Source organism: Methylorubrum populi, from assembly GCF_002355515.1.
GTDB lineage: Bacteria > Pseudomonadota > Alphaproteobacteria > Rhizobiales > Beijerinckiaceae > Methylobacterium > Methylobacterium populi_A.
In genome coordinates, this window is the sequence record NZ_AP014809.1 from 1886463 (window position 1) to 1907779 (window position 21317).

General features: G+C 69.9%; 17 protein-coding genes. 9 read left to right on the plus strand and 8 right to left on the minus strand.

Features of this window, described 5'->3' with window-relative positions; all coding sequences use genetic code 11:
- Window positions 1-46: 46 nt before the first annotated feature.
- From MPPM_RS08675 to MPPM_RS08700, 6 genes are all read left to right on the plus strand, one after another.
- The gene (locus MPPM_RS08675; protein WP_096484704.1) at window positions 47-2074 is read left to right on the plus strand and encodes a potassium transporter Kup; all 2028 of its coding nucleotides are present in this window, start codon (window positions 47-49) and stop codon (window positions 2072-2074) included.
- Window positions 2075-2403: 329 nt separating this feature from the next.
- Entirely contained in the window at window positions 2404-4641 is a 2238-nt protein-coding gene (locus tag MPPM_RS08680; protein ID WP_096484705.1) for a TonB-dependent siderophore receptor, read from the plus strand.
- 119 nt (window positions 4642-4760) lie between these two features.
- Complete coding sequence (locus MPPM_RS08685; RefSeq protein ID WP_096484706.1) at window positions 4761-5234, plus strand: hypothetical protein; 474 nt, start codon at window positions 4761-4763, stop codon at window positions 5232-5234.
- 211 nt (window positions 5235-5445) lie between these two features.
- Window positions 5446-6576 carry a histidinol-phosphate transaminase gene (hisC, locus tag MPPM_RS08690; RefSeq protein ID WP_096484707.1) on the plus strand — a complete coding sequence of 377 codons (1131 nt, stop codon included), beginning with the start codon at window positions 5446-5448 and terminating at the stop codon, window positions 6574-6576.
- The gene (locus MPPM_RS08695; protein WP_096484708.1) at window positions 6573-7523 is read left to right on the plus strand and encodes a prephenate/arogenate dehydrogenase family protein; all 951 of its coding nucleotides are present in this window, start codon (window positions 6573-6575) and stop codon (window positions 7521-7523) included. The genes hisC and MPPM_RS08695 overlap by 4 nt, the downstream gene beginning before the upstream one ends.
- Window positions 7524-7540: 17 nt before the next feature.
- Window positions 7541-8485: a glycosyltransferase family 2 protein gene (locus tag MPPM_RS08700; RefSeq protein WP_096484709.1), complete on the plus strand. Its 945-nt coding sequence runs from the start codon at window positions 7541-7543 to the stop codon at window positions 8483-8485.
- A 140-nt stretch (window positions 8486-8625) separates the two neighbouring features.
- Here the strand turns inward: MPPM_RS08700 and MPPM_RS08705 are convergent, their stop codons facing one another.
- The 3 genes from MPPM_RS08705 to MPPM_RS08715 form a co-directional block, all read right to left on the minus strand.
- Entirely contained in the window at window positions 8626-10566 is a 1941-nt protein-coding gene (locus MPPM_RS08705; protein WP_162296261.1) for a tetratricopeptide repeat protein, read from the minus strand.
- A gap of 529 nt (window positions 10567-11095) precedes the next feature.
- Window positions 11096-12202: a DUF2125 domain-containing protein gene (locus tag MPPM_RS08710; RefSeq protein WP_096484711.1), complete on the minus strand. Its 1107-nt coding sequence runs from the start codon at window positions 12200-12202 to the stop codon at window positions 11096-11098.
- Window positions 12203-12370: 168 nt separating this feature from the next.
- Window positions 12371-12811, minus strand: a complete 441-nt coding sequence (locus MPPM_RS08715) for a hypothetical protein (RefSeq protein WP_244573522.1) — start codon at window positions 12809-12811, stop codon at window positions 12371-12373.
- Between the two features lie 308 nt (window positions 12812-13119).
- Here MPPM_RS08715 and lptE point away from each other — a divergent pair, with 308 nt between their 5' ends.
- Window positions 13120-13674 (plus strand): LPS assembly lipoprotein LptE, encoded by a 555-nt coding sequence (gene lptE / locus MPPM_RS08720; RefSeq protein WP_096484712.1) that lies wholly within the window; start codon window positions 13120-13122, stop codon window positions 13672-13674.
- Window positions 13675-13684: 10 nt separating this feature from the next.
- The gene (gene holA / locus MPPM_RS08725) at window positions 13685-14716 is read left to right on the plus strand and encodes a DNA polymerase III subunit delta (RefSeq protein ID WP_096484713.1); all 1032 of its coding nucleotides are present in this window, start codon (window positions 13685-13687) and stop codon (window positions 14714-14716) included.
- Window positions 14717-14895: 179 nt separating this feature from the next.
- On the opposite strand, the gene MPPM_RS08730 is transcribed toward holA, so the two are convergent.
- The 5 genes from MPPM_RS08730 to MPPM_RS08750 form a co-directional block, all read right to left on the minus strand.
- Window positions 14896-15795 (minus strand): ParB/RepB/Spo0J family partition protein, encoded by a 900-nt coding sequence (locus MPPM_RS08730; RefSeq protein WP_096484714.1) that lies wholly within the window; start codon window positions 15793-15795, stop codon window positions 14896-14898.
- Between the two features lie 114 nt (window positions 15796-15909).
- A complete protein-coding gene (locus MPPM_RS08735) occupies window positions 15910-16770 on the minus strand; it encodes a ParA family protein (protein ID WP_096484715.1) in 861 nt (286 codons plus the stop codon).
- A complete protein-coding gene (gene rsmG, locus MPPM_RS08740) occupies window positions 16767-17402 on the minus strand; it encodes a 16S rRNA (guanine(527)-N(7))-methyltransferase RsmG (RefSeq protein WP_096484716.1) in 636 nt (211 codons plus the stop codon). Before rsmG ends, MPPM_RS08735 begins: the two co-directional genes overlap by 4 nt.
- 151 nt (window positions 17403-17553) lie before the next feature.
- A complete protein-coding gene (gene mnmG / locus MPPM_RS08745; protein ID WP_096484717.1) occupies window positions 17554-19428 on the minus strand; it encodes a tRNA uridine-5-carboxymethylaminomethyl(34) synthesis enzyme MnmG in 1875 nt (624 codons plus the stop codon).
- A 218-nt stretch (window positions 19429-19646) separates the two neighbouring features.
- Entirely contained in the window at window positions 19647-19913 is a 267-nt protein-coding gene (locus MPPM_RS08750) for a DUF6894 family protein (protein ID WP_096484718.1), read from the minus strand.
- Between the two features lie 376 nt (window positions 19914-20289).
- Here MPPM_RS08750 and MPPM_RS08755 point away from each other — a divergent pair, with 376 nt between their 5' ends.
- Window positions 20290-21312 (plus strand): PAS domain-containing protein, encoded by a 1023-nt coding sequence (locus tag MPPM_RS08755; protein ID WP_096484719.1) that lies wholly within the window; start codon window positions 20290-20292, stop codon window positions 21310-21312.
- Window positions 21313-21317: the final 5 nt, after the last annotated feature.

Below are 21317 nucleotides of genomic sequence, written 5' to 3' on the forward strand. Positions count from 1 at the left end.
CGGCACACCCGGCCGGACGACGCGCGAACTCAGGCGTTCCTGCCCGATGACCCAGCCTGCCAGCCCAAATTCGGCGAGCCCAGACGCGGCGAGTCCGGACGCGTCCCGTCCGAGCCCGTCGGCCGCCCCCGTCATGGGCGGGCCGGCGCCCGGTGAGGGCGGCCCGGTCGCGACGTCGGCGGGCGCCGTCGATGCGAGCCAGGAGGAGGCGCACGGCCATGCCAAGACCGGTTTCTGGGCGCTCACCATCGGCTCCGTCGGCGTCGTCTACGGCGATATCGGCACGAGCCCGCTCTACGCCTTCCGCGAGGCCCTGGCGCCCTCGCGCGCCGACGGCATCCTGCTCGCCGAGGAGGTGATCGGCACCGCCTCGCTGATCATCTGGGCGCTGCTCCTCATCGTGACGATCAAGTACGTCGCGATCCTGCTGCGCATGGACAACAACGGCGAGGGTGGCATCCTCTCGCTGATGGCCCAGGCCCGGCACGCGCTCGGCGGCTCCAAAATCGTGTTCATGCTGGGGCTCCTCGGCGCCTCGCTGTTCTACGGCGACTCCGTCATCACGCCCGCGATCTCCGTGCTCTCGGCGGTGGAGGGCCTGAAGCTCGTCACGCCGGCCTTCGACGACTACGTGCTGCCGATCACGGTGGCGATCATCCTCGGCCTGTTCGCGGTCCAGAGCCACGGCACGGCCCGCGTCGCGACCTTCTTCGGACCGGCCATGGTGGTGTGGTTCCTGGCGATGGCCGCCGCCGCCCTGCCCCACATCGCCGGCAATCCCGGCGTGCTGGCCGCCTTCAATCCCTGGTACGCGGTGCATTACCTCCTCGGCCACGGCACCGGGGCGCTGGTGGCCCTCGGCGCGGTGTTCCTGGCGGTGACGGGGGCGGAAGCCCTGTTCGCCGATCTCGGCCATTTCGGGCGCCGCCCGATCCAGGTGGCGTGGCTCGGCCTCGTCGCCCCCTGCCTCGTCCTGAACTATCTCGGCCAGACCGCCCTCGTGCTGGCCAAGCCCGAGACCACGGACCCGTTCTACCAGCTCGTGCCGGAATGGGGCCTGATCCCCATGGTGCTGCTGGCCACTCTCGCCACCGTGACCGCGAGCCAGGCGGTGATCACCGGCGCCTTCTCCCTGTCGCGGCAGGCGATCCAGCTCGGCATGCTGCCGCGCATGGAGATCCGCCACACCTCGGAGGCGCATTCCGGCCAGATCTACCTGCCGCAGATCAACACCCTGCTCGGCCTCGGCGTGGTGATCCTGGCGGTGACCTTCCGCTCCTCCTCGGCTTTGGCCTCGGCCTACGGCATCGCGGTGACGGGCACGATGCTGCTCACCGCCTCCATGGCCTACGTGGTGCTGTGGAAGGTGGTGCGGCTCTCGCCGCTCGTCTCGGCGGCGATCATCATGCCGTTCATCGTGCTGGAATTCCTGTTCCTGCTCTCGAACCTGCTGAAGCTGCACGAGGGCGGCTACGTGCCCTTGATGCTCGCCGGCGGCCTGATGCTGATGATGTGGACCTGGGTGCGAGGCGTCACGATCCTGTTCAACAAGACCCGCAAGACCGACGTGCCGCTGATCGAACTCGTCGGCATGCTGGAGAAGAGCACCTCCTACCAGCGGGTGAAGGGCACCGCTGTCTTCCTCACCAGCGATCCCGAGATCGCGCCCGCCGCGCTCCTGCACAACATGAAGCACAACAAGGTGATCCACGAGAAGAACGTGGTGCTCACCGTCGAGACCATGGACCGACCCCGGGCGACGCAAGCGGAGCGGGTCCGCATCGAGCCGGTCGGCTTCGGCTTCTACCGCGTGGTGATGCGCTTCGGCTTCATGGAGACCCCCAACATCCCGCGCACCCTGACACTCCTCAAGCGCGAGGGCTTCAAGTTCGACATCATGTCGACCTCGTTCTTCCTGTCGCGCCGCTCGATCCGTCCGGCCGCGCATTCCGGCATGCCGCTGTGGCAGGACCGGATCTTCATCACGCTGGCCAAGAACGCCAACGACGCCACGGACTTCTTCCAGATCCCGACCGGCCGCGTCGTCGAGGTCGGCACGCAGGTGACGGTGTAGGGCATCGTTCCGGAGGAGGCTGCCGGCCGTCCGGGCGGGGGGCGCGGCTGGCGCAGCCGGTGGCGAGACTGCACGGCGAAAACTCCCGTTCTGGATGCGGGCACTTCGGGAGTACTGACAAAGAGTTGCGCGCAATTCTGTGGCTTGTCGGCGACAGGACGCTCATTTGCGCGCGACCGACTTGCGCCCCCGATCACGGCCTCGTACGGCTTGGCTTGCGAAAAGCAAGCAAGAACAACAGTTTAGCATAATTCCAAACAACCGACCTGCCGGGTTCCGCGTGTGTGCTGCGGAGGCTGCCGGCTGCGCCGGACGGAAGGACCAAGGTGATGGGGTCGGTTCACACGTTCGTCGGCATCCGCGCCTTGCGGACCCTGGCACTGGCCGGCGCCTCGCTCGTCGCCCTCACGGCGGGCGCCGCCGCGCAGCAGGCAACGGCGCGGCTCGAAGAACTGTCGGTCGAAGGCAGCGGCCGTGGCGCCGGCGCCATCGGCGTGGGCCAAGCCGCCCAGCGCGGTCCGGACGGCCGTGCCGCGCCCGAGGATCCGCGCGGCCCCGTCCGGGGCTACGTCGCCACCCGTTCGGCCACCGCGACCAAGACCAATACGCCGCTGATCGAGACGCCGCAGTCGATCACTGTCGTCGGTCGCGAGCAGATCGACGCGCAGAAGGCGCAGACGCTGACGCAGGCGACGCAGTACACGGCCGGCGTCTATTCGGGCACGTTCGGCGCCGATACCCGCGTGGATTACTTCACCCTGCGCGGCTTCATCGCCAGCGATTACGGCATCTACCGCGACGGCCTTCAGGTGCTGAACTACGGCTTCGGCACCTTCAAGGTCGAGACCTTCGGCCTGGAGCGGATCGAGGTGCTGCGCGGACCGGCCGCGGTGCTGTTCGGCGCCGGCAATCCCGGCGGCATCATCAACCAGATCACCAAGCGGCCGACGACCCAGCCCTTCGGCTATGTCGAGGTCGGCGGCGGATCGTTCGGGCAGGTCTACGGCGCCTTCGATATCGGCGGCCCGGTCGACGATTCGGGCCACTGGTTCTATCGCCTCACCGGCTTCGGCCGGCAGGGCGGCACGCAGGTCGACGGGGCCCCCGACGACCGCGCCTACATCGCGCCCGCCCTGACCTATCGCCCCGATGCCGGCACCTCGCTCACCATCCTGACCAGCTACCAGCGCGACTCGACCGCCGTCACCGCGAACTTCCTGCCCTATTCCGGCACCGTGCGGCGCAATCTCAGCGGGCTGCGCATCCCGCGCTCGCTGAATGTCGGCGATCCGGCGATCAACACCTTCCAGCGCGAGCAGGCCTTCGCGGGCTACGAGTTCGAGCACGCCTTCGACGAGACCTGGACCTTCCGCCAGAACCTCCGCTACTCGTTCAGCGACGCGTTCCAGAATTCGTACCTGAACCAGACCGGCTACGTCGACGCCGCGACCGAGACGACCCTCAACCGCTACCAGTTCCTGACCAGCTCGAAGGTCGGGATCTTCCAGGTCGACAACCAGGCCGAGGCGCGCTTCTTCGACGGCTTCTTCGCCCACGATCTGCTGATCGGCCTCGACTACAAGCGCTACGACCTGCACGACAACCAGGGCACCAACTTCGCGGCCGGCTACACCGTGCCGGGGCTCAGCCTTCTCAACCCGATCTACGGCCAGATCCGCGGCCGCCCGGCCCCCTACCTCGTCAACGCCGACACCTTCCAGCAGCTCGGCATCTATGTGCAGGACCAGATCAAGCTCACCGACCGCCTGACCCTCGTCCTCGGCGGGCGCCAGGACTTCGCCGACAACGTCGTGCGCGACCGTCTCAGCCCGGCCAACAGCAGCAGCCGCAGCGACGAGGCCTTCAGCGGCCGTGCCGCCCTGATCTACAACTTCCCCGAAGGGCTCGCGCCCTATGTCAGCTACTCGACCTCGTTCCAGCCGCAGATCGGCTCGGACGCCAACGGCCGGAGCTACGCGCCCGAATACGGCGAGCAGGTCGAGGTCGGCGTCAAGTTCGAGCCCGTCGGGTACGGCTTCTTCCTGACGGCGGCGGCCTTCGATCTCGTGCGCCAGAACGTGCTGCAGCCGATTCCGGGCACGTTCTTCAGCGCGCCGCTCGGCGAGGTCCGCTCCCGCGGTGTCGAGGTGCAGGCCGTGGCCAACCTCGCCGAGGGGCTGAACCTCGTCGGCGCCTTCACCGCCTACGATCTGCAAACCATCAAGGGCAACGCCGATCAGGTCGGCCGCACGCCGACCCGCATCCCGGAGGTGCTGGCCTCGGTCTTCGCCGACTACACCATCCCCACCGGCGACTGGCGCGGCTTCGGCTTCGGCGGCGGCGTCCGCTACGTGGGGCGCTCCTTCGCGGATGTCGCCAACACCCTGACCGTGCCGGACTACGTGCTGTTCGACGCGCAGATCCACTACACCTGGGACAACTGGCGCGCGGCGATCAACGCCACCAATATCGGCGACCGCCGCTTCGTCTCCTCGTGCATCTCGGCCAACGAGTGCTTCTACGGCGAGGCCCGCCGGGTGCTGGGCAGCATCAGCTACAAGTGGTGAACTGCCGCAGGGCCCGTCCGCGGGCCCTGCGCCACCTTGGAGGCGGCGGGCGGCCGGGCTATTTCGGGGCTCTCTAAGCGGATCGTGAGAATCCGCGTCTCGAGGAACGTCCACGCGCCATGATCGCCCGCTCTCTCATCGCCGCCCTGCTGATCGGCGGCCTCGCCTGTCCTGCATCCGCGCAGGAAACCGCCTCTCCGCCCGCACAGGCCGCTCCGCAGGAGCCCGCAAAGGAAGCCGCGCCGCCGCGGCCGATCCGCAACGCGCCGAGCCCGCGGGCGCTGGAATTCGCCGCCTACATCTTCTCGGCGGTCAATGTCTGCGGCTACCGGCTCAACACCGCGGAGTTCGAGGCGCTGCTCGCCAAGCAGAACACACGGCCCGAGGATGTCAGCCCGCGCGGGCCCTTCGGCAACCGGGTGATGGGCATCTTCACGCTGATGTCCAACCAGATGAACCTCAACCGCGAGCAGGCCTGCCTCGCGGTGGCCGGCGAGTACGGGCCCGAGGGGAACGTGGTGAAGAACGTCCTGCTGCCGCCGGGCTCCGACGACACGCCCGCCGCGCCCGCGGGCAAGCCGGCACAGCCTTAGCGGTCCTCGATCGCGGCAGGACAGGTCGCGATGGGCGGGGCGCCGCGCGGGAGGAGGTCCGGATCATCCGGCCGGGCACCTCGGCCCGCCCCGTCGCCGGCCTGACAGCGCCGGATCGGCCCACCGCGAAGTCGGCGGCTCCCCGTTCGCGCGAAATGCTGTAGAGGGACGGGCGAGACCCGCATCCGACCCTTCCGCTGGCCCTGGCCCCATGTCCGCAACCGACCCCGCGCCCCGATCCTCCCTGCGCCCCCAGCCGCGTCCCGGCGTCCTCGACATCGAGGCCTACGTGCCCGGCAAGAGCGCCGCGCCGGGCGTGGCGAAGATCCACAAGCTCTCGTCGAACGAGACGCCGCTCGGCCCGAGCCCGCGGGCGATCGAGGCCGTGCGCGCGGAGGCCGCGACGCTCGCCCTCTACCCCGACGGCAGCGCGACCCGTCTGCGCGCGGCGATCGGCGCCCGCTACGGGCTCGACCCCGCCCGCATCGTCTGCGGCGCGGGCTCGGACGAGCTGCTGACCCTGCTGGCGCTGGCCTTCGTCGGCCCAGGGGATGAGGGCATCTTCTGCGAGCACGGCTTCCTCGTCTACCGCATCGCGATCCTGACGGCGGGCGGCACGCCGGTGGTGGCTCCGGAGACGAACCTCACGGCGGATGTCGACGCGATTCTCGCCGCCGTCACGCCGCGCACCCGGATCGTCTACCTCGCCAACCCCAACAACCCGACCGGCACCTACCTGCCGTTCGAGGAGGTCCGCCGCCTGCATGCCGGCCTGCCCGGCAACGTGCTGCTCGTGCTCGACGGGGCCTATGCCGAGTACGTGCGCGCCAACGACTACACCGCTGGACTCGAACTGGCGCTCGACGCACCCAACGTCGTCATGACGCGCACCTTCTCGAAGATCCACGGGCTGGCGGCGCAGCGCATCGGCTGGATGGTGGGATCCGAGGCCGTGGTCGATGCGGTCAACCGCATCCGCGGGCCGTTCAACGTCTCGGCCGGCGCCATCGCGGCGGGGGCGGCGGCGATCGCCGACGAGGGCCATGTCGCGGCGGCGGTCGCCCATAACGACGAATGGCTCGCCTGGCTTACCCGCGCGGTCGAGGCGCTGGGCCTCGCCGTGACGCCGAGCGTCGGCAACTTCCTGCTCGTCCACTTCTCGGACGAGCCCGGCCGCACGGCGGCGGAGGCCGATGCGCATCTGACGCGCGCCGGCGTGATCGTGCGCCGAGTGTCGTCCTACGGCCTGCCCAACGCCTTGCGGGTGACCGTCGGCAGCGCGGAGGCCAACCGTGCCTTCGTGGATGCGCTGACCGACTTCCTCGGGGTGCCGCGGTCGTGACGCAGGGCGTGGATCGCCTCGCCATCGTCGGCCTGGGCCTGATCGGCTCCTCGATCGCCCGCGGCGCCCGCACCTACGGCCTCGCCCGCGAGATCGTGGCGATCGACCGCGACGCGGGCGTGATCGAGCGGGTCAGGGCTCTGGGCCTGGCCGAGACGGCGAGCACCGAGGTGTCGGCCGTTGCCGGGGCCGACCTCGTCGTCCTCTGCGTGCCGGTGGGCGCGATCGGCGACGTGGCGGCGCGGATCGCGCCGCACCTGAAGCCTGGCGCCGTCGTTTCCGACGTGGGCTCGGTGAAGGCCGCCGTGGTGACGGCCGTCGCCCCGCATCTGTCCGCAGCGAATCCGTTCGTGCCGGCGCATCCGGTGGCCGGCACCGAGTATTCGGGTCCGGATTCGGGCTTCGCCACCCTGTTCTCGAACCGCTGGTGCATCCTGACGCCGCCGGACGGGACCGACCCGGCGGCGGTCGAGCGGGTGCAGGCCCTGTGGCAGGGGCTGGGGGCCATCGTCGAGACCATGACGCCCGAGCACCACGATCTCGTGCTCGCCATCACCAGCCACGTGCCGCACCTGATCGCCTACAACATCGTCGGCACGGCTGCCGACCTTGAGGAGGTCACGCAGTCGGAGGTCATCAAGTTCTCCGCCGGCGGCTTTCGCGACTTCACCCGCATCGCCGCCTCCGACCCGACCATGTGGCGCGACATCTTCCTGACCAACCGCGACGCGGTGCTGGAGATGCTCGGGCGCTTCAACGAGGATCTGTCGGCCCTGTCGCGGGCGATCCGCTGGGGCGACGGCGAGGCCCTGCACGACCTGTTCACCCGCACCCGCGCGATCCGCCGCGGCATCGTCGCCATGGGCCAGGAAACGGCCGAACCGGATTTCGGCCGCGCCCGCAACGCGGCGGCGCCGGCGGACCCGCAGAGCTGCAAGCCGAGCTGAAGGAGAGAGCGCCCGAGATGCGGACATTCGCCATCGTTGCCGTCGTCGAGGGCGCCGCGCCCGATCTGTTCGAGTGGCTCGCCTTCCACCGGGCGGTCGGCGTGCGCCACTTCGTGATCTACGACAACGGCCTCGACAGCGAGGCCGCCGCGCTCCTGAGGGCGCACGAGACGATCGGCGTCACTACCCTGCCCTGCCCGACGCGTATCGACCTCGCGCCGCGCTTCGCCGCCTATAACCATTTCCTCGCCTCGCGGGCGCGGCTGTTCCGCTTCGCCGCCTTCCTCGGGCTCGACGAATTCCTGGTGCCGGCGCCCGGTCGCTCGATCCAGGACTGGATCGCCCGCATCCCGGCACATGCCGGCGCGGTGATGGTCAACCGGCGCAGCTTCGACACCTCGGCGCCGGAGGGGACGCGGGCCGGGCTCGTGCTGCGCCGTTTCCCCCGCGCCCTCGCGAACCCGGAGCGGGCGGAGAGCCGCGTCGTCACGGCGATCTACCGGCAGGGCGCCGTCGCGGCGATCGCCGACGGGAATCTGGCGGCCCCGGTGCAGGGCGAGCGGCTGATGAGCGATTTCAGCCCCGCCGAGCCGGATCCGACCCGGCCCGACGCCGTGCTCGGCGTGCGGCAGGGCGAGATCCGGCTCAACCACTATCTCCGCCCCGCCCCGGCCACTCCTGCAAAGGGTCAGGACGTGGAATCCGAGCCGTGCTTCCGGACGCAGAGCTGGATCGGGCCGACCCTCGACGAGATGCGCCACCTCCTGGCCCACCTGGAAGGCGTCGCGCCGGCCGAGGCCCTGCGGCTGCGGGCGCGGGCCGCCGCCGTGCCGGAGCTGGCGCGGCCCGTCGCACCGCAGGAGCATCGTCTCTGGCGGCTGCGCCACCTGCATCGGCCGCGCGTCGAGGCCGCCGGGCGCTTCGTCCAGCGCAAGCTCTTCGGGGCGCCGCGCCCCTGGTAGGACGGCGCGTCGGGGTTCGGCGCACGCGATCCCGCCCTCCATCGCCCCGGCGGTGCCGCGCGGCCGGACCGCTTCGGTGACGTTCGCGACGATGCTCCCGCTTCCTGTTGTTGCATCGTCTTTTTTCGAAAGCCGATTGGTCACCTTTCGGGGCGCTGTCTCTTCCGCGCGGTGGCCGGCTTCTTGCCCTTGGCTGTCGCGAGCGTTCGCCCCGACGGGCCGTCTCCGACCCTGGATTTCGTCGCCCGTGCCTTGCCGGCGGTCCGGAGGAAGGTCATCGCACGGGGATTGCGGGCTGCGGCCGAGGCCCGGATCAGCCGCATGCCGTCCTCGACGTCGCGATCGATGCCGCGACCGGCGACGAGATTGAGGCCAAGCTGGAACTGCGATTCCGAATACGCCTTGGCGTCGATGTCCGAGCGGTTGTCGATCGACTGACGGAACCAGTAGTTCGCTTCCGCGTAGTCCGGCGCGCCGTCCCAGCCCTCGATCAGGGCCATGCCGAGATTGTGGTAGGCGACCGCCGCACCGTCGACGGCGGCCTGTCGCAGCATCCGCACGGCCCGCGCCCCGTTGGCCTGCGGCCGCTCCATCTCCATCAAGGCGAGGTCGTTGAGCGCCTGCGGCAGCCCCTGCTCGGCCGCAACCTGCAGCAGGGTGAGACCGCGGATCGGATCCTTCGGCACGCCGCGGCCTCCGAAATGGAGGTTGGCAAGGTTGAGCTTGGCGGTCCGGTCGTTCTTCGCGACCGCCTGTTCGAGCCAGCGGACGGCTTCCCGGTCGTCCCGCTTCACTCCGCGACCCGCCATGTAGGCGTAGCCGATATTGTTCATGGAGGCGGCCGAGCCGCGCTCGGCGCCCTTGCGATACCAGGCCAGGGCCTCGGCGAGATCGCGCGGCACGCCGCGGGCGTGGTCGTACTGCATCCCGATGGCGGTGTAGGCGGCGGCCACCCCCTTCGCGGCTGCCCGGTCGTACCAGCGCCGCGCCTCCGCGTGGTCGACCGGCACGCCCTGGCCGTAATCGTAGATCGTGCCGATCTGGTTCATCGCCCGGCCGTCACCGGCCTCCGCCGCCCGTCGGAACCACTTCATCGCCAGGGCGTAGTCGCGCACCACGCCTCCGGCGTCCTGATAGCGGACGCCGAGCCCGTGCGCGGCCTCGACCGAGCCGCCCTCGGCCATCCGTTCGAGCAGCACGAGGCCGAGCGTCACGTTCTGTGGTGCCTTGTCGATGTAGGAATTGGCGAGCGCGAAGGTCGCCGTGGCTTTGCCGAGGCCGCTCGCCCGCACGAGCCAGCGCCGCTGGCCCGCGATGTCCACGCCGCCGCCCTCGCCGTCCCGCATCATCCCGGCGAGTTCCAGCATGGCCACGGTCGAGTCCCGCTCCGCGGCCAGGAGGTAGAAGCGCCGTGCCGCAGCGAGATCCCGCGCCAGCCCGGTCCCCCTGTCGTGCAACTGTCCGTAGACGAAGGCGGCGTGGCGGCTTCCGTTCGCGATGGCCTCCTCCAAGAGGGAGCGGATGCGCGCCTCGTCCGCGGGCTTCCCGTCGGCCGCCTCGGCGAGCATCCGCGCCAGATCCGCCTTGGCGGGCGCGTGGCCGGCACGGGCGGCCTCCTCCAGAAGGGCGAGCGCCCGGGCGCGGTCGCGCTGCGGCGGCTCGGCGCTCGCGAGGTTCCGTGCCAGATAGCGCTTGAGTTCGGGATGACCGGTCCGTGCGACGCCCTCGCTCAGCACGGCAAGACCGGCGGCGGGATCGCTCGACAGCGCGTCCCCGTAGGAGCCGGCGAAGCGCCCTTCCGCGATCGCGTCGTAGCCGCCGGGATAGCCGTGTTCCTTCGCCTGTGTGAGGGCCGCAATCGCCGCGTCCTTGCGCTCGAGCGCCTTGAGGACGAGGCCGAGCCGGTAGGAGGAGCCTGCCGCCGCCGGCTCCGCGGCCGCCGCGGCGGCGCAGAGGGTTGCAGCGGCTTCCAGGGCCGCGGTCCGTCCCTCGGTCACGCCGTCGAGGATCGACCGGTCGGGGGTTACGGCCTCGATCTCCTTCGGGAGAGCGACGGCGCGGTCGCAGGCCTCACCCTGCATCTCGGGCGAGGCCTTCTCGGATGACGATACCGATAAAGGCGCGGATGGGGGCGGCGCCGGACTCGGCTTCTCCTCGGCCCGGATGGTGTTCGGCGCCGCGAGCGCGAGGCCGACGAGAAGGATGGCGAGGGAGGCACGCGCCGGCCTCTCGCGGCCTGGCCCGGGGCGACGGCCCGGAGCACCGTTGCCGGGCATCTCTTGGGGCATGCCGCCGGATGGAACTGCGGGCGCCCGGTCCGGCTCTTGCGGGCTCTCGGAGCGCCCGCATCGCTGCCCCCGCGTCCCGACGCGCCTCGAATCCGAAGCCGAGAACGCTGCGGACTTCGACGACATGGCGGGCTCCTCGGACGATACCGATCGCGGGTGCATCCTCCCGGCCGGTGCGTCATGAGGTGGGGAGGTCTGCCGTTCGTGCGCAGAGATGGCGCGCACGCCTGCGTTGTCATCGGCGGAAGGTTGATGACGACGCCCAAGCGTCAGCGCTTCCGGGCTGGCCCCGCGGCGTGGATCCGAACCGCGGTGCCGAGCCTCAGTACAAGGCCGGCAGCACCACGTTCGGCACGGCGAGCGGGCCGAGCATCAGGCGCCCGTCGCCGAGGCGAAGGGTCGGCAGGGGCTTGAGGCCGTTGGCTCCGCTCGCCGCCTGCGCCTCGCCGGAGACATCCTCGCGCTTGCGCAGGCCGCCGAGGAACTGGCCGACGAGGTTGCCGATCAGCGCGCCCTTGTCCGAGCCGAAACGCTGACCCATCACCTGCCCGACCAGAGCCTCGAGCCCGATCGCGCGGATGTCGAAGCGTCCTTCGGGGCGGTGCGCCTCGTCGAGGCCGACCTCGCCCTTGGCCTGGAGGCGGCGCTCACCCTTGGCAATCGACAGCCGCGTCACGTCGAGGCGGCCGTCGGCCTGCCGCCACTTCTCCAGTTCCCGCGCCACCGTGCCGGTGCGAAGCACCGTCGCCCGCTCGATGGTCGTGTCGAGATCGATATCGGCGGGGTCGCTGCTGCCGGCGAGCGCGTCGAGGCGCGGAACGGCGGCCTTGGCGAGGCGCAGGCTGACATCGACGGCGCCGTCACTCTCGAAGCGGCCGGGCGTCGGCCGGGCGTGGAGTTCGAGGTGCTCGGCGGCGAAATCCACCGGGCCCGGATCGGGCGATTGGACCGTGCCCTGCGGAGCGTCGACGACGAGGGAGGCGCGGCTGAAGCCGTTCGAGGCGGCGTGGAAGCTCGCTTCCAGGGACTTCCAGGTCACGTTGCCGGTCAGGTCGCCCTGCTCGACATGGAAGGGGCCGTCGACCTCGAGCACGACGTGGCGCGGATCGTAGACCTGCACCACAGCGGTGGTCGGCCCGAGGGTGAAGCTGCCGTCGGAGCGGGCGAAGCGCAGGGAGGCGCAGCGCAGTTCGAGGCGGAAGGGAAAGCCGGTGATCGAGCGGTCGGCGCAGGTCCACTGACGCCCCGCCTGGGCTTCGCGGGCGAGCCAGGCATCCATCTCGCTCTCGGCCTTGCCGCGGATGAAGAACCACGCGGTGGCCCAGGCGACGGCGACGGTGGCGAGCAGGATGTAGGGGAGAAACAGGCCGATCCGCCTGCGCCGCCGCGGCAGCGGTCCGCCAGGGATCGGTTCGGGTGTCTGCGCCATCGGCCTCGTTCCTGCGCGGTCCGGCAGGACCGGCCGGACGCCCCGTGTTTGGAGAGAGGGGCGGCGCAAGGCAAGAGCCTGCCCTGGCCCGGCCATCACGGGCCTGAGAGCAGGCGAGACTTGAAGACGCGACCTGAAGGTGAGCCGGCGAGGCAGCCCGTAGGGACGTCAGGCGCTCGCCTGTTCCCCATCGACGGCGAGATCGGCCACGACGGCGCGGCGCTCGTCCTCCCCCTCGGCGAGGCGGTGGACATGCATCTCCGTCGCTCCCTGCTGGCGGGCGCGGGCGAGCCAGTTTCGGTGCAGGCGCTCGCGCGGTCCCTTGCCGGACGCGGCGATCGAGACGGCCTGGGCGATGCCGGCATCGTCGCGCCGGACGGCGATCACCACCGCCTCGTCGACCTCGGCGAAGTCGGGCTCGGCCAGTTCGTGGACGCCGACGACGTAGCGGCGGCCGGAACGCCCGCGCCACGCGCTCAAGGCAGGAGCGGCACCCCGCAGGCCCGCCATGGTTCGGAGACGCTCCTCGCGCACATCCGCTCTCCGGGATCGATCGTCCTTCAGATCGCGGAGCGCGACCGACCAGGACAGGGCTCGTTTGTTCGCCATTTGTTCTGTTCTACGACGCTCGTCCGATCGCCGTCAAGGCGCTGGTTCGGATCAGGTTTCGAGATCGGATTAAGGTGGGAATTGTCGCCCGGTTCCACAAGCGACGACGGCGTCTCAGGCTCCTGTGATGTCCCGATTCGATCGACCGATCATCGTCTCGCCGCACAGCCTTCGTAAAGCATGGGTCTGGCAGGGTGACCGGGCGCGGTGCCTGCCGTACAAGCGGAGCCGTGTGCCGTCCCGTTTTCGGAGATCCAGGTCTCGGGCGGAGCGGCGTGACGCGGCGGGGAACAGCCTTGGGGCGGGTGATGGGTGTGGCGACGAACAGGCTGGGGGTTCGAATCGCGCGGCTCGCGCTCGCCGCCGGCCTCGCGCTGAATCTCGGCGCCTGCTTCCGCCCACTCTACGGACCGACCGCCTCGGGTGAGTCGATGCAGGGGCTGCTCGCCGCGATTCAGGTCGACGACGTCAACATGGCGCAGGATCAGGAGCGCCTCGGGCACTACCTACGCAGCGAGCTGATCTTCGATCTCGACGGTTCCGGCCAGCCCGCCGTGCCGAAGCGCTACCGGCTGAAGATGCAGGGCAGCGAGCAGGTGCAGACGCCGATCGTCTCCTCGACCACGGCGCGGGCGGAAGCCGGCACCATCGTCGGCACCGTGAAGTTTTCGCTGGAGAGCCTGGACGGGCGCCGCATCCTCACCGAGGGCGTCGCCACGGGCACCGCGACCTACGATCGTTCGATCCAACGCTTCGCCTCGCTGCGCGCCGCGCGTGACGCCGAGATCCGTCTCGCCAAGCTGCTGGCCGACCAGATCAAGACCCGGATCGCCTCCGTCCTCGCCGTCAAGCCGAACCCCTGACGGCCGCGGCATGACGGCGGTCAAGGCCGGCGACGTCGAGGGGCTGGTCCGGCGCGGCCCCGATCCGCGCATCGCGGTGACCCTGGTCTACGGGCCCGATACCGGCCTCGTCGCCGACCGCGCGGCGCGGCTGGTTCGTGGCATGGTGGCGGATCCCGACGATCCCTTCGCGCTGATCAAGATCGATGGCGACACTCTCGCCTCCGATCCGGGACGGCTCGTGGACGAGGCCGGCACCGTCGGCCTGTTCGGCGGCAGCCGCACGATCTGGGTGCGTTCCGGCAGCCGCAACTACGCGCCGGCGGTCGATGCGGTGCTGAAGGCTCCGGGTGAGGGCGCCCGGATCGTGGTGGAGGCGGGAGACCTCGCCCGCTCCGCGCCCCTGCGCACCCTCTGCGAGGGTTCGCCCAGAGCGCTTGCCCTGCCCTGCTTCCCCGACGACGAGCGCACGCTTGCCGACCTCATCGAGCGCACGCTGCAGGAGGATGGCCTGCGCATCGACCGCGATGCTCGCGACCTTCTGGCGGGCAGCCTCGGCAGCGACCGCCGCGCCAGTCTGTCGGAAATCGCCAAGCTCGCGCTCTACGCCCGCGGACGGGGCAGCGTCGGCGTCGACGATGTGGAGGCGATCGTCAGCGATGTCGGCGCGAGCGTTCTCAACGCGCTGATCGATGCGGCCTTCGCCGGACGCGCGAGCGCCGCCGAGCGCGAGTATCGCCGCTTCCGCCACGAGGGCATGGACCCGTCGGCGATGCTCGGTGCCGGCCTGCGGCACGCCCTCACCCTGCTGTCCCTGCGCCTCGACAATCCGCGGGGCAGCGCGAGCCAGCTCGTCGCCAACTGGCGCGGCCTTCATTTCCGGCGCAAGGCCTCGGCCGAGACTCAGCTCGCCCGCTGGTCGGCACCGGCCCTGCAACAGGCGGTGTCCTGGCTCCAGGACGCGGTTCTCGCCTGCCGCCGCTCCGAGCCGGACCTGGCCCATGCGCAGGCGCAGGGCGTGTTTCTGCGCATCGCCGTCGAGGCGGCGCGGCGGCGCGGCTGACGAACCGCTTCGCCCCTTGCCCTTTCATCGCGGGGCGATGCGATCGCGCTCGTGACGCTGTCGCAGGCGATTTCCCCGGGGATCACGAGGCACGCGTCACGGGAGCCGGTCTGGCCGGTGGAGCGCGTGAGCTGATGAGAAAGCCACCAATGGCCTCGTGACAGCGCCGGTTCAGGCCCTCATGCGTCGCCGCCGAGCTTGCGGCAGAGCGCGTCGCGCTCCTCGGCGCTGGCGTAGCGGATGCGGATCTCGCCCTCCCCGCTCGCCTTGGACTTCACCGCCACGCGGTAGCCCAGGGCCCGGCCGAGCAGGTCCTCCAGGGAGCGCAGGGCGGCGTCCCCCTCGGCGGAACGGCGCGGACGGCCCGGACGGGGCGCGTCGTCCTGCGGCGCCTCCGCCGCGGCCAGGGCCTCGACCTCGCGCACCGACAGCCCTTCGGCCACGATACGACGGGCCACGGCCTCCGGGTCGCGCACGGAGAGCAGCGCCCGGGCATGGCCGGCAGTGATCTCGCTGGCGATCACCCGATCCTGGATCGCCGGCGAAAGCTGCAGCAGGCGCAGCGTGTTGGCGAGGTGGCTGCGGCTCTTGCCGAGCAGGTCGGCCAGTTCGGCCTGGGTGTACTTGAACTCGCCCATCAGCCGCTCGTAGCCCGCCGCCTCCTCGATGGCGTTCAGGTCGGCACGCTGGACGTTCTCGAGGATCGCGTATTCGAGCGAGGTGCGATCGTCGATCTCGACGACTACCACCGGCACCTCGTTGAGGCCCGCCCGCTGGGCCGCGCGCCAGCGCCGCTCACCGGCCACGATCTCGAACGTTCCGGGCACGCCGGAGAGCGCCCGCACGACGATCGGCTGGATCACGCCGCGCTGGCGGATCGAAGCGGCCAACTCGTCGAGTTCCGGCTCCGAGAAGCGGCGGCGCGGGTTGCGGGGATTCGGGCGCAGGAACTCGACCGCGACCTTGCGCTGCGGATGGCCGGCGGTGCGGGCCGCCTCCTCGGGCGCGTCGTCGGAAAAGTCGCCGATCAGCGCCGCGAGACCGCGGCCAAGCCGCGGCCGTGCCGTATCATCCGCCATTGCCACGCTCGAAACTCCAAAACCTTGAATGACGAAGAGTGTCTGGCACAACGCCCGGTCGCTGACCGCGGCCTATCCGCGCGTGACGGCGTGGCGGGCGCCTCGTGCAAGACACTAGGCGGCGGCCGCGGGCGGGGGCGCCCGACCCTCGCGCTGGATCACTTCCGAAGCGAGTCGCAGGTAGGCCTGTGAGCCGGCGCATTTGAGGTCGTAGAGCAGCACCGGCTTGCCGTGCGAAGGCGCCTCCGAGACCCGCACATTGCGCGGGATCATGGTCTCGTAGACCTTGTCGCCCATGAACCCGCGCACGTCGGCCACGACCTGGGTCGAGAGGTTGTTGCGCGGGTCGTACATCGTGAGCACGACACCCTGGATCTGCAGCTTGGGGTTCAGCGCCCCGCGCACCTGCTCGACGGTGCGCAGCAACTGGCTCAGGCCTTCGAGGGCGAAGAACTCGCATTGCAGCGGCACCATCACCGCATCGGCGGCGGCGAGTGCGTTGATGGTGAGCAGGTTGAGGGAGGGGGGGCAATCGATCAGCACGTAGCTGATGGGCTCGATCCCCTCCGGGGTCGTGAGATCGCGCAGGATGTTGCGCAGGCGGTGGGCCCGGTCCTGTGCGCTCGCCAGCTCGAGTTCGAGGCCGAGCAGGTCCATGGTCGACGGGGCGACGGAGAGCCGCGGCACCGCCGTCGGCGTAATCGCATCCGCCAGCGGCGCCTCGCCCGCCATCACGTGGTAGGTCGAAATCTTGCGGCGGCGACGGTCGATGCCGAGGCCGGTCGAGGCGTTGCCCTGCGGATCGAGATCAATCACCAGCACCTGCTCGCCGATGGCGGCCAGAGCCGTGCCGAGATTGATCGCCGTGGTGGTCTTGCCGACGCCGCCCTTCTGGTTGGCGAGCGCGAGCACGCGGAGCGGTTTGGCTTGCGCCGGAGCAGCCTGAGCCGGTGAGGCCGTCGATAAGTCGGTCATGGGTCCACGCGGGAAAGCGACGTGACGCGCACGATCCGTGCCTGCGAGTCGGTGCGGCTCGGAATCAGGTCGCGGGTGAATGTCCACGCATCCTCGGCCTCGGTCAATTCCGCGGCTGCATCACGTCCCTTCGGAAAAAGCCCGACCGTACCGCTTGTCAACAAGGGTTCGGTCCAGGTCAGGAGCTGCGTGAGCGGCGCCAGGGCTCGGGCGCAGACGATCTCAATGCCGGTAAGCGTGCCGATAATGGCCTCGATGCGCGCATTGTGGACGGTGACGGGCGCTCCGGTGAGGCGAGCCGTTTCCGAGAGGAAGGCGCATTTGCGCGCATTGCTTTCGACAAGGCTGACGTGGAAATCCGCTCGTCCCCGGCCGGCGATGGCAAGAATGAGACCGGGAATGCCGGCTCCCGAGCCGAGGTCGAGCCAGCGTCTGGCCTCCGGCGCGAGAGCGAGCAGTTGCAGCGCGTCGGCGATGTGACGCTGCCAAACCTCGGCCAGGGTCGCCGGGCCGACGAGGTTCTTGACAGTCTGCCAGCGCGTCAGCTGGGTAACGTAGAGGTCGAGGGCGGCGGCTGTTTCACGTGAAACATTGTGCTCGTCGAGCACGCGACGACGCAAATCAGTGCTCATCCGCGGCGTCGGTCCGAAAATTGTCGGCAGTGACTTGCAATTTCCAAGGGTGCACTCTCCTTTAGCCCGGCAACCCGACAGCTCGCGCGCGACAGGCCACTGAAGCCATGGCCGGTCAGATCATGGTCTTGGAATAAAATCCTCATGACCCTCAAGCCGTCGCTTGGGTCCGGCTACGCCGGGCGTGGGCCGCGAGCAGCGTCAAGGCCGCCGGGGTGACGCCCTCAATGCGGGCCGCCTGGCCGAGGGTGATCGGACGCACGCTGTCGAGCTTGATCCGCATCTCGTTGGAGAGGCCGGGAATCGCGCCGTAGTCGAGGGAGGCCGGCAGGCGCACCGCCTCGTCGCGGCGGAAGGCGGAGATGTCGGCCTGCTGCCGGTCGAGATAGACGGCGTAGGTCGCATCCGTGCGCAGCCGCTCGGCGACCCGCGGCGGCACCGCCGCCAGCTCCGGCCAGACCGCAGCGAGCCGATCCCATCCGATCTCCGGATAAGACAGGAGCTGGAAGGCGCTGCGACGCAGCCCGTCCCGGTTGAGGGAGAGGCCGTAGAGCGCGGCCTCGTTCGGAGTGAGGCTCAGGGCGTCGAGCCGGGCGCGCGCCTCGGCGAGCGCCGCCTGTGCGGCCGCGAAATGCCCGGCCCGGACGGGGCCGACGCAGCCGAGGGCGGCGCCGCGCGCGGTCAGACGCTCGTCGGCATTGTCCACGCGCAGGCTCAGGCGATATTCCGAGCGCGAGGTAAACATCCGGTAGGGCTCGCTGACCCCGTGGGTGACGAGGTCGTCGATCATCACGCCGAGATAGGACTCGGCCCGGTCGAAGATCGCGAGGTCCGAGCCGCCGGCCAGCCGGGCCGCGTTGAGGCCGGCCACCAGCCCCTGCCCCGCCGCCTCTTCGTAGCCGGTGGTGCCGTTGATCTGGCCTGCCAGGAACAGGCCGGGCAGGCGCTTGGCCTGGAGCGTCGCGTCGAGCTCGCGCGGATCGACGTAATCGTACTCGATGGCGTAGCCGGGCCGCAGGATGCGGGTGCGCTCCAGTCCCGGAATGGCGGCGATGATGCCGGCCTGGACCTCTTCGGGCAAAGCCGTCGAGATGCCGTTCGGATAGACCGTCGGATCGTCGAGGCCCTCCGGTTCGAGGAAAATCTGGTGGCCCTCGCGGTCGCCGAAGCGCACCACCTTGTCCTCGATCGACGGGCAGTAACGGGGGCCACGGCTGCCGATGCCGCCGGAATACATCGGCGAGCGGTGAAGGTTGGTCCGGATCAGATCATGGACCGCCTGGGTCGTGCGGGTGATGCCGCAGGCGATCTGCGGCGTGGTAATCCGCTCGGTCAGGGTCGAGAACGGAACGGGATCGGCGTCCGCGTGCTGCATTTCCAGCGCGGCCCAATCGATGGTGCGTCCGTCGAGGCGGGGCGGCGTGCCGGTCTTCAGGCGGCCGAGGCGAAAACCGTGATGGTCGAGCGTCCGCGCCAGCCCTACGGCCGGCGCCTCGTCGACGCGCCCGGCGGGGATCTGCCGCTCGCCGATATGGATCAGTCCGCGCAGGAAGGTCCCCGTCGTGATGACCACCGCCCCTGCCGTGAGGCGTCGCCCGTCCGCAAGCACCGCACCCGCGACGCGGCCCGCCTCGACGATCAGGTCGTCGGCTTCGCCCTCAATCACGCTGAGCCCCGGTGTCTCCGCGATCGCCCGCTGCATGGCGCGGGCGTAGAGCGCCCGGTCGGCCTGAGTGCGGGGCCCGCGCACGGCCGGCCCCTTGCGGCGGTTGAGCAGGCGAAACTGGATGCCGGCGGCGTCGGCGACGCGGCCCATCAGCCCGTCGAGGGCATCGACCTCGCGCACGAGATGGCCCTTGCCCAGACCGCCGATGGCCGGGTTGCAGGACATCGCGCCGATGGTCGCGCCCCGATGGGTGACCAGGGCGGTGCGGGCGCCGACGCGCGCGGCCGCGGCGGCCGCCTCGACGCCGGCATGACCGCCGCCGACGACGATGACGTCGTAACGGATGGAGTCTGCGTGCATGGTCCGTGCTTACGCGCGGGCCGGCGACAAGGTCAACGCAGAGCCCGCGCTCGGCTTACCGACCTCGGGACAGGTGCTGAGCGGAAAGGCTGCGCCGTTTCTGCGCCGATGCGGCGGGAAGGCGCGTCATCGCGAATCTTGCAGCCTCATGAAGCGCGCGATTCTCGGCCGTGTTGCTTCCGGCCCCAGCGGCGCAGCGTGCGTTCCGTGAGAGCCGCTCAGGCGGCGGACCAGCGGACGTTCTCGGCGGTCGAGGCGAGGGATGAACGGATCTGGAGATCGATGCAGAAGGCCGAGGCGGTCGCCTCCTCCGTCACCTCCAGGGACCACGTGTCGCCGAGATGCAGACGGTGGCCCGACTCCTTGAGGAGAGACCCGGCGTAGCGGACGGCTTCGCGCAGAGCCACGTCCAGGCTCGGGCAGTCCAGACCCTCGTCATCCGTGATGTTGAGGCCGTCACTCACGTTGAAAAAGTACTTTGGCATGGTTCGTTCGCTGGTTGAGCGTATGCTAAAGCAATGATGCCTCGACTCTGCGTTCGAATAAAGGATGGTTTAGAAAATTTATTGAGCACTTTGTGTTCAATCATCGATGTTTCGGGCTATCGATTGGCAAAAACTGCTCAGCGGCGCATCCATTCGCGGGATGTATAATCATGCGCTGCGATCCAATCGTGCACGACGCGTTGCTGGAAACAGAGCGCCGTTGAAAGAGGTTTCAGCGGGATCATTGTCATTATTCTGCGTGTTGGGTTGCAGCGCACGTCGCAGATTTGCCGCAACGATGGGAGAATGAGCGAAATTCGCTCAAACCTTCCCCGTCGCCCGTCATCCCTGCTCGGCCCCCTATGCCCGGCCCCCTATGAATGCGGCTGATCTCAGTTTTTCATCGTCCGAGTTCCTGCAGCTTCTGGAAGGTCTCGGCCTGACCGGAAACTGGGGCTGGACCTTCGCCACCGGTGAGCAGGTGTGGTCACCGGGGCTGTTCCGGCTGCTCGGCCTCGAGGCCGGCACAACGGTGCCGAGCTATGAGCGGATCACGCAACTCGTCCACCCGGAGGATCGGTACCGGCTCGAACGGGCGGACGATGTCAGGCATGAAGGGGTGCTGGGTGAGCACACCGTCCGCGTGCTGCGTCCCGACGGGATGCTGCGGGTCTTGAATCTCCGGGGAACCGTCTATCACACGCCCGACGGCCGGCCCCGGGCGGCGGCCGGCATCGTGCTCGACGTGACCGACCGGGAGCAGATGGCGTCTGCCCTGCGGACGGAGCGCCGCCGGCAATGGGCGCTGTTCGAAGTGCTGCAATCCTGGTCGAACTCGGCGCTCTATGTCGGCGGACAGCGGGTGGCTTCACCCGAGATCCTCAGCCTGACCGGCGTCACCCAGGAGGCGTTCCAGGCCCATTGCGATCAGATCGTCGCCCCCGACGACCGTGCCCGCATGCGCGCCCATATTCAGGCGATGATCGCGGCCGGGAAGTCCTTCGAGGTCTCGAAGCGCCTGATCATGGCGGATGGCGATCAGGGCCAGTTTCGCTTCCTCTACACGCCGGTCCGGGACGCGGAGGGCCGCACCGAGACCTGGGCGACCCACGCCGCGCGCCTGAGCGGTCCGAAGGCCCCCGTGCTCGATCAAGCGCGGAAGGGCCTGGTTCAGGGCATCGAAGGCCGCCACCTGCGGGCGGCGCGCGCGCTCCTCGGCTGGTCGATGCAGGATCTGGCTCAGGCGGGCGGGCTGTCCTTCGCCACCGTCCGGCGTCTTGAGGAGAGCGAGGGCGGACGCCGCGCCCACAGCCATGACAGGGCGGTTGCGGCGCTTCAGCGGGCGGGGATCGGTTTCCAGATCGTCGAAGGTAATCGGATCGCCGTGTTCAGGCGGTAGCGCTC

Bases quoted from the DNA above. Each gene is read 5' to 3' on its own strand.
- MPPM_RS08700 (WP_096484709.1), top strand. From the start codon at position 7,541: ATGCGGACATTCGCCATCGTTGCCGTCGTCGAGGGCGCCGCGCCCGAT.
- mnmG (WP_096484717.1), bottom strand. From the start codon at position 19,428: ATGCACGCAGACTCCATCCGTTACGACGTCATCGTCGTCGGCGGCGGT.
- MPPM_RS08755 (WP_096484719.1), top strand. From the start codon at position 20,290: ATGAATGCGGCTGATCTCAGTTTTTCATCGTCCGAGTTCCTGCAGCTT.
- MPPM_RS08750 (WP_096484718.1), bottom strand. From the start codon at position 19,913: ATGCCAAAGTACTTTTTCAACGTGAGTGACGGCCTCAACATCACGGAT.
- MPPM_RS08730 (WP_096484714.1), bottom strand. From the start codon at position 15,795: ATGGCGGATGATACGGCACGGCCGCGGCTTGGCCGCGGTCTCGCGGCG.
- holA (WP_096484713.1), top strand. From the start codon at position 13,685: ATGACGGCGGTCAAGGCCGGCGACGTCGAGGGGCTGGTCCGGCGCGGC.
- MPPM_RS08710 (WP_096484711.1), bottom strand. From the start codon at position 12,202: ATGGCGCAGACACCCGAACCGATCCCTGGCGGACCGCTGCCGCGGCGG.
- MPPM_RS08735 (WP_096484715.1), bottom strand. From the start codon at position 16,770: ATGACCGACTTATCGACGGCCTCACCGGCTCAGGCTGCTCCGGCGCAA.
- lptE (WP_096484712.1), top strand. From the start codon at position 13,120: ATGGGTGTGGCGACGAACAGGCTGGGGGTTCGAATCGCGCGGCTCGCG.
- MPPM_RS08685 (WP_096484706.1), top strand. From the start codon at position 4,761: ATGATCGCCCGCTCTCTCATCGCCGCCCTGCTGATCGGCGGCCTCGCC.
- MPPM_RS08705 (WP_162296261.1), bottom strand. From the start codon at position 10,566: ATGCAGGGTGAGGCCTGCGACCGCGCCGTCGCTCTCCCGAAGGAGATC.
- hisC (WP_096484707.1), top strand. From the start codon at position 5,446: ATGTCCGCAACCGACCCCGCGCCCCGATCCTCCCTGCGCCCCCAGCCG.
- MPPM_RS08715 (WP_244573522.1), bottom strand. From the start codon at position 12,811: ATGGCGAACAAACGAGCCCTGTCCTGGTCGGTCGCGCTCCGCGATCTG.
- MPPM_RS08675 (WP_096484704.1), top strand. From the start codon at position 47: ATGACCCAGCCTGCCAGCCCAAATTCGGCGAGCCCAGACGCGGCGAGT.
- MPPM_RS08680 (WP_096484705.1), top strand. From the start codon at position 2,404: ATGGGGTCGGTTCACACGTTCGTCGGCATCCGCGCCTTGCGGACCCTG.
- rsmG (WP_096484716.1), bottom strand. From the start codon at position 17,402: ATGAGCACTGATTTGCGTCGTCGCGTGCTCGACGAGCACAATGTTTCA.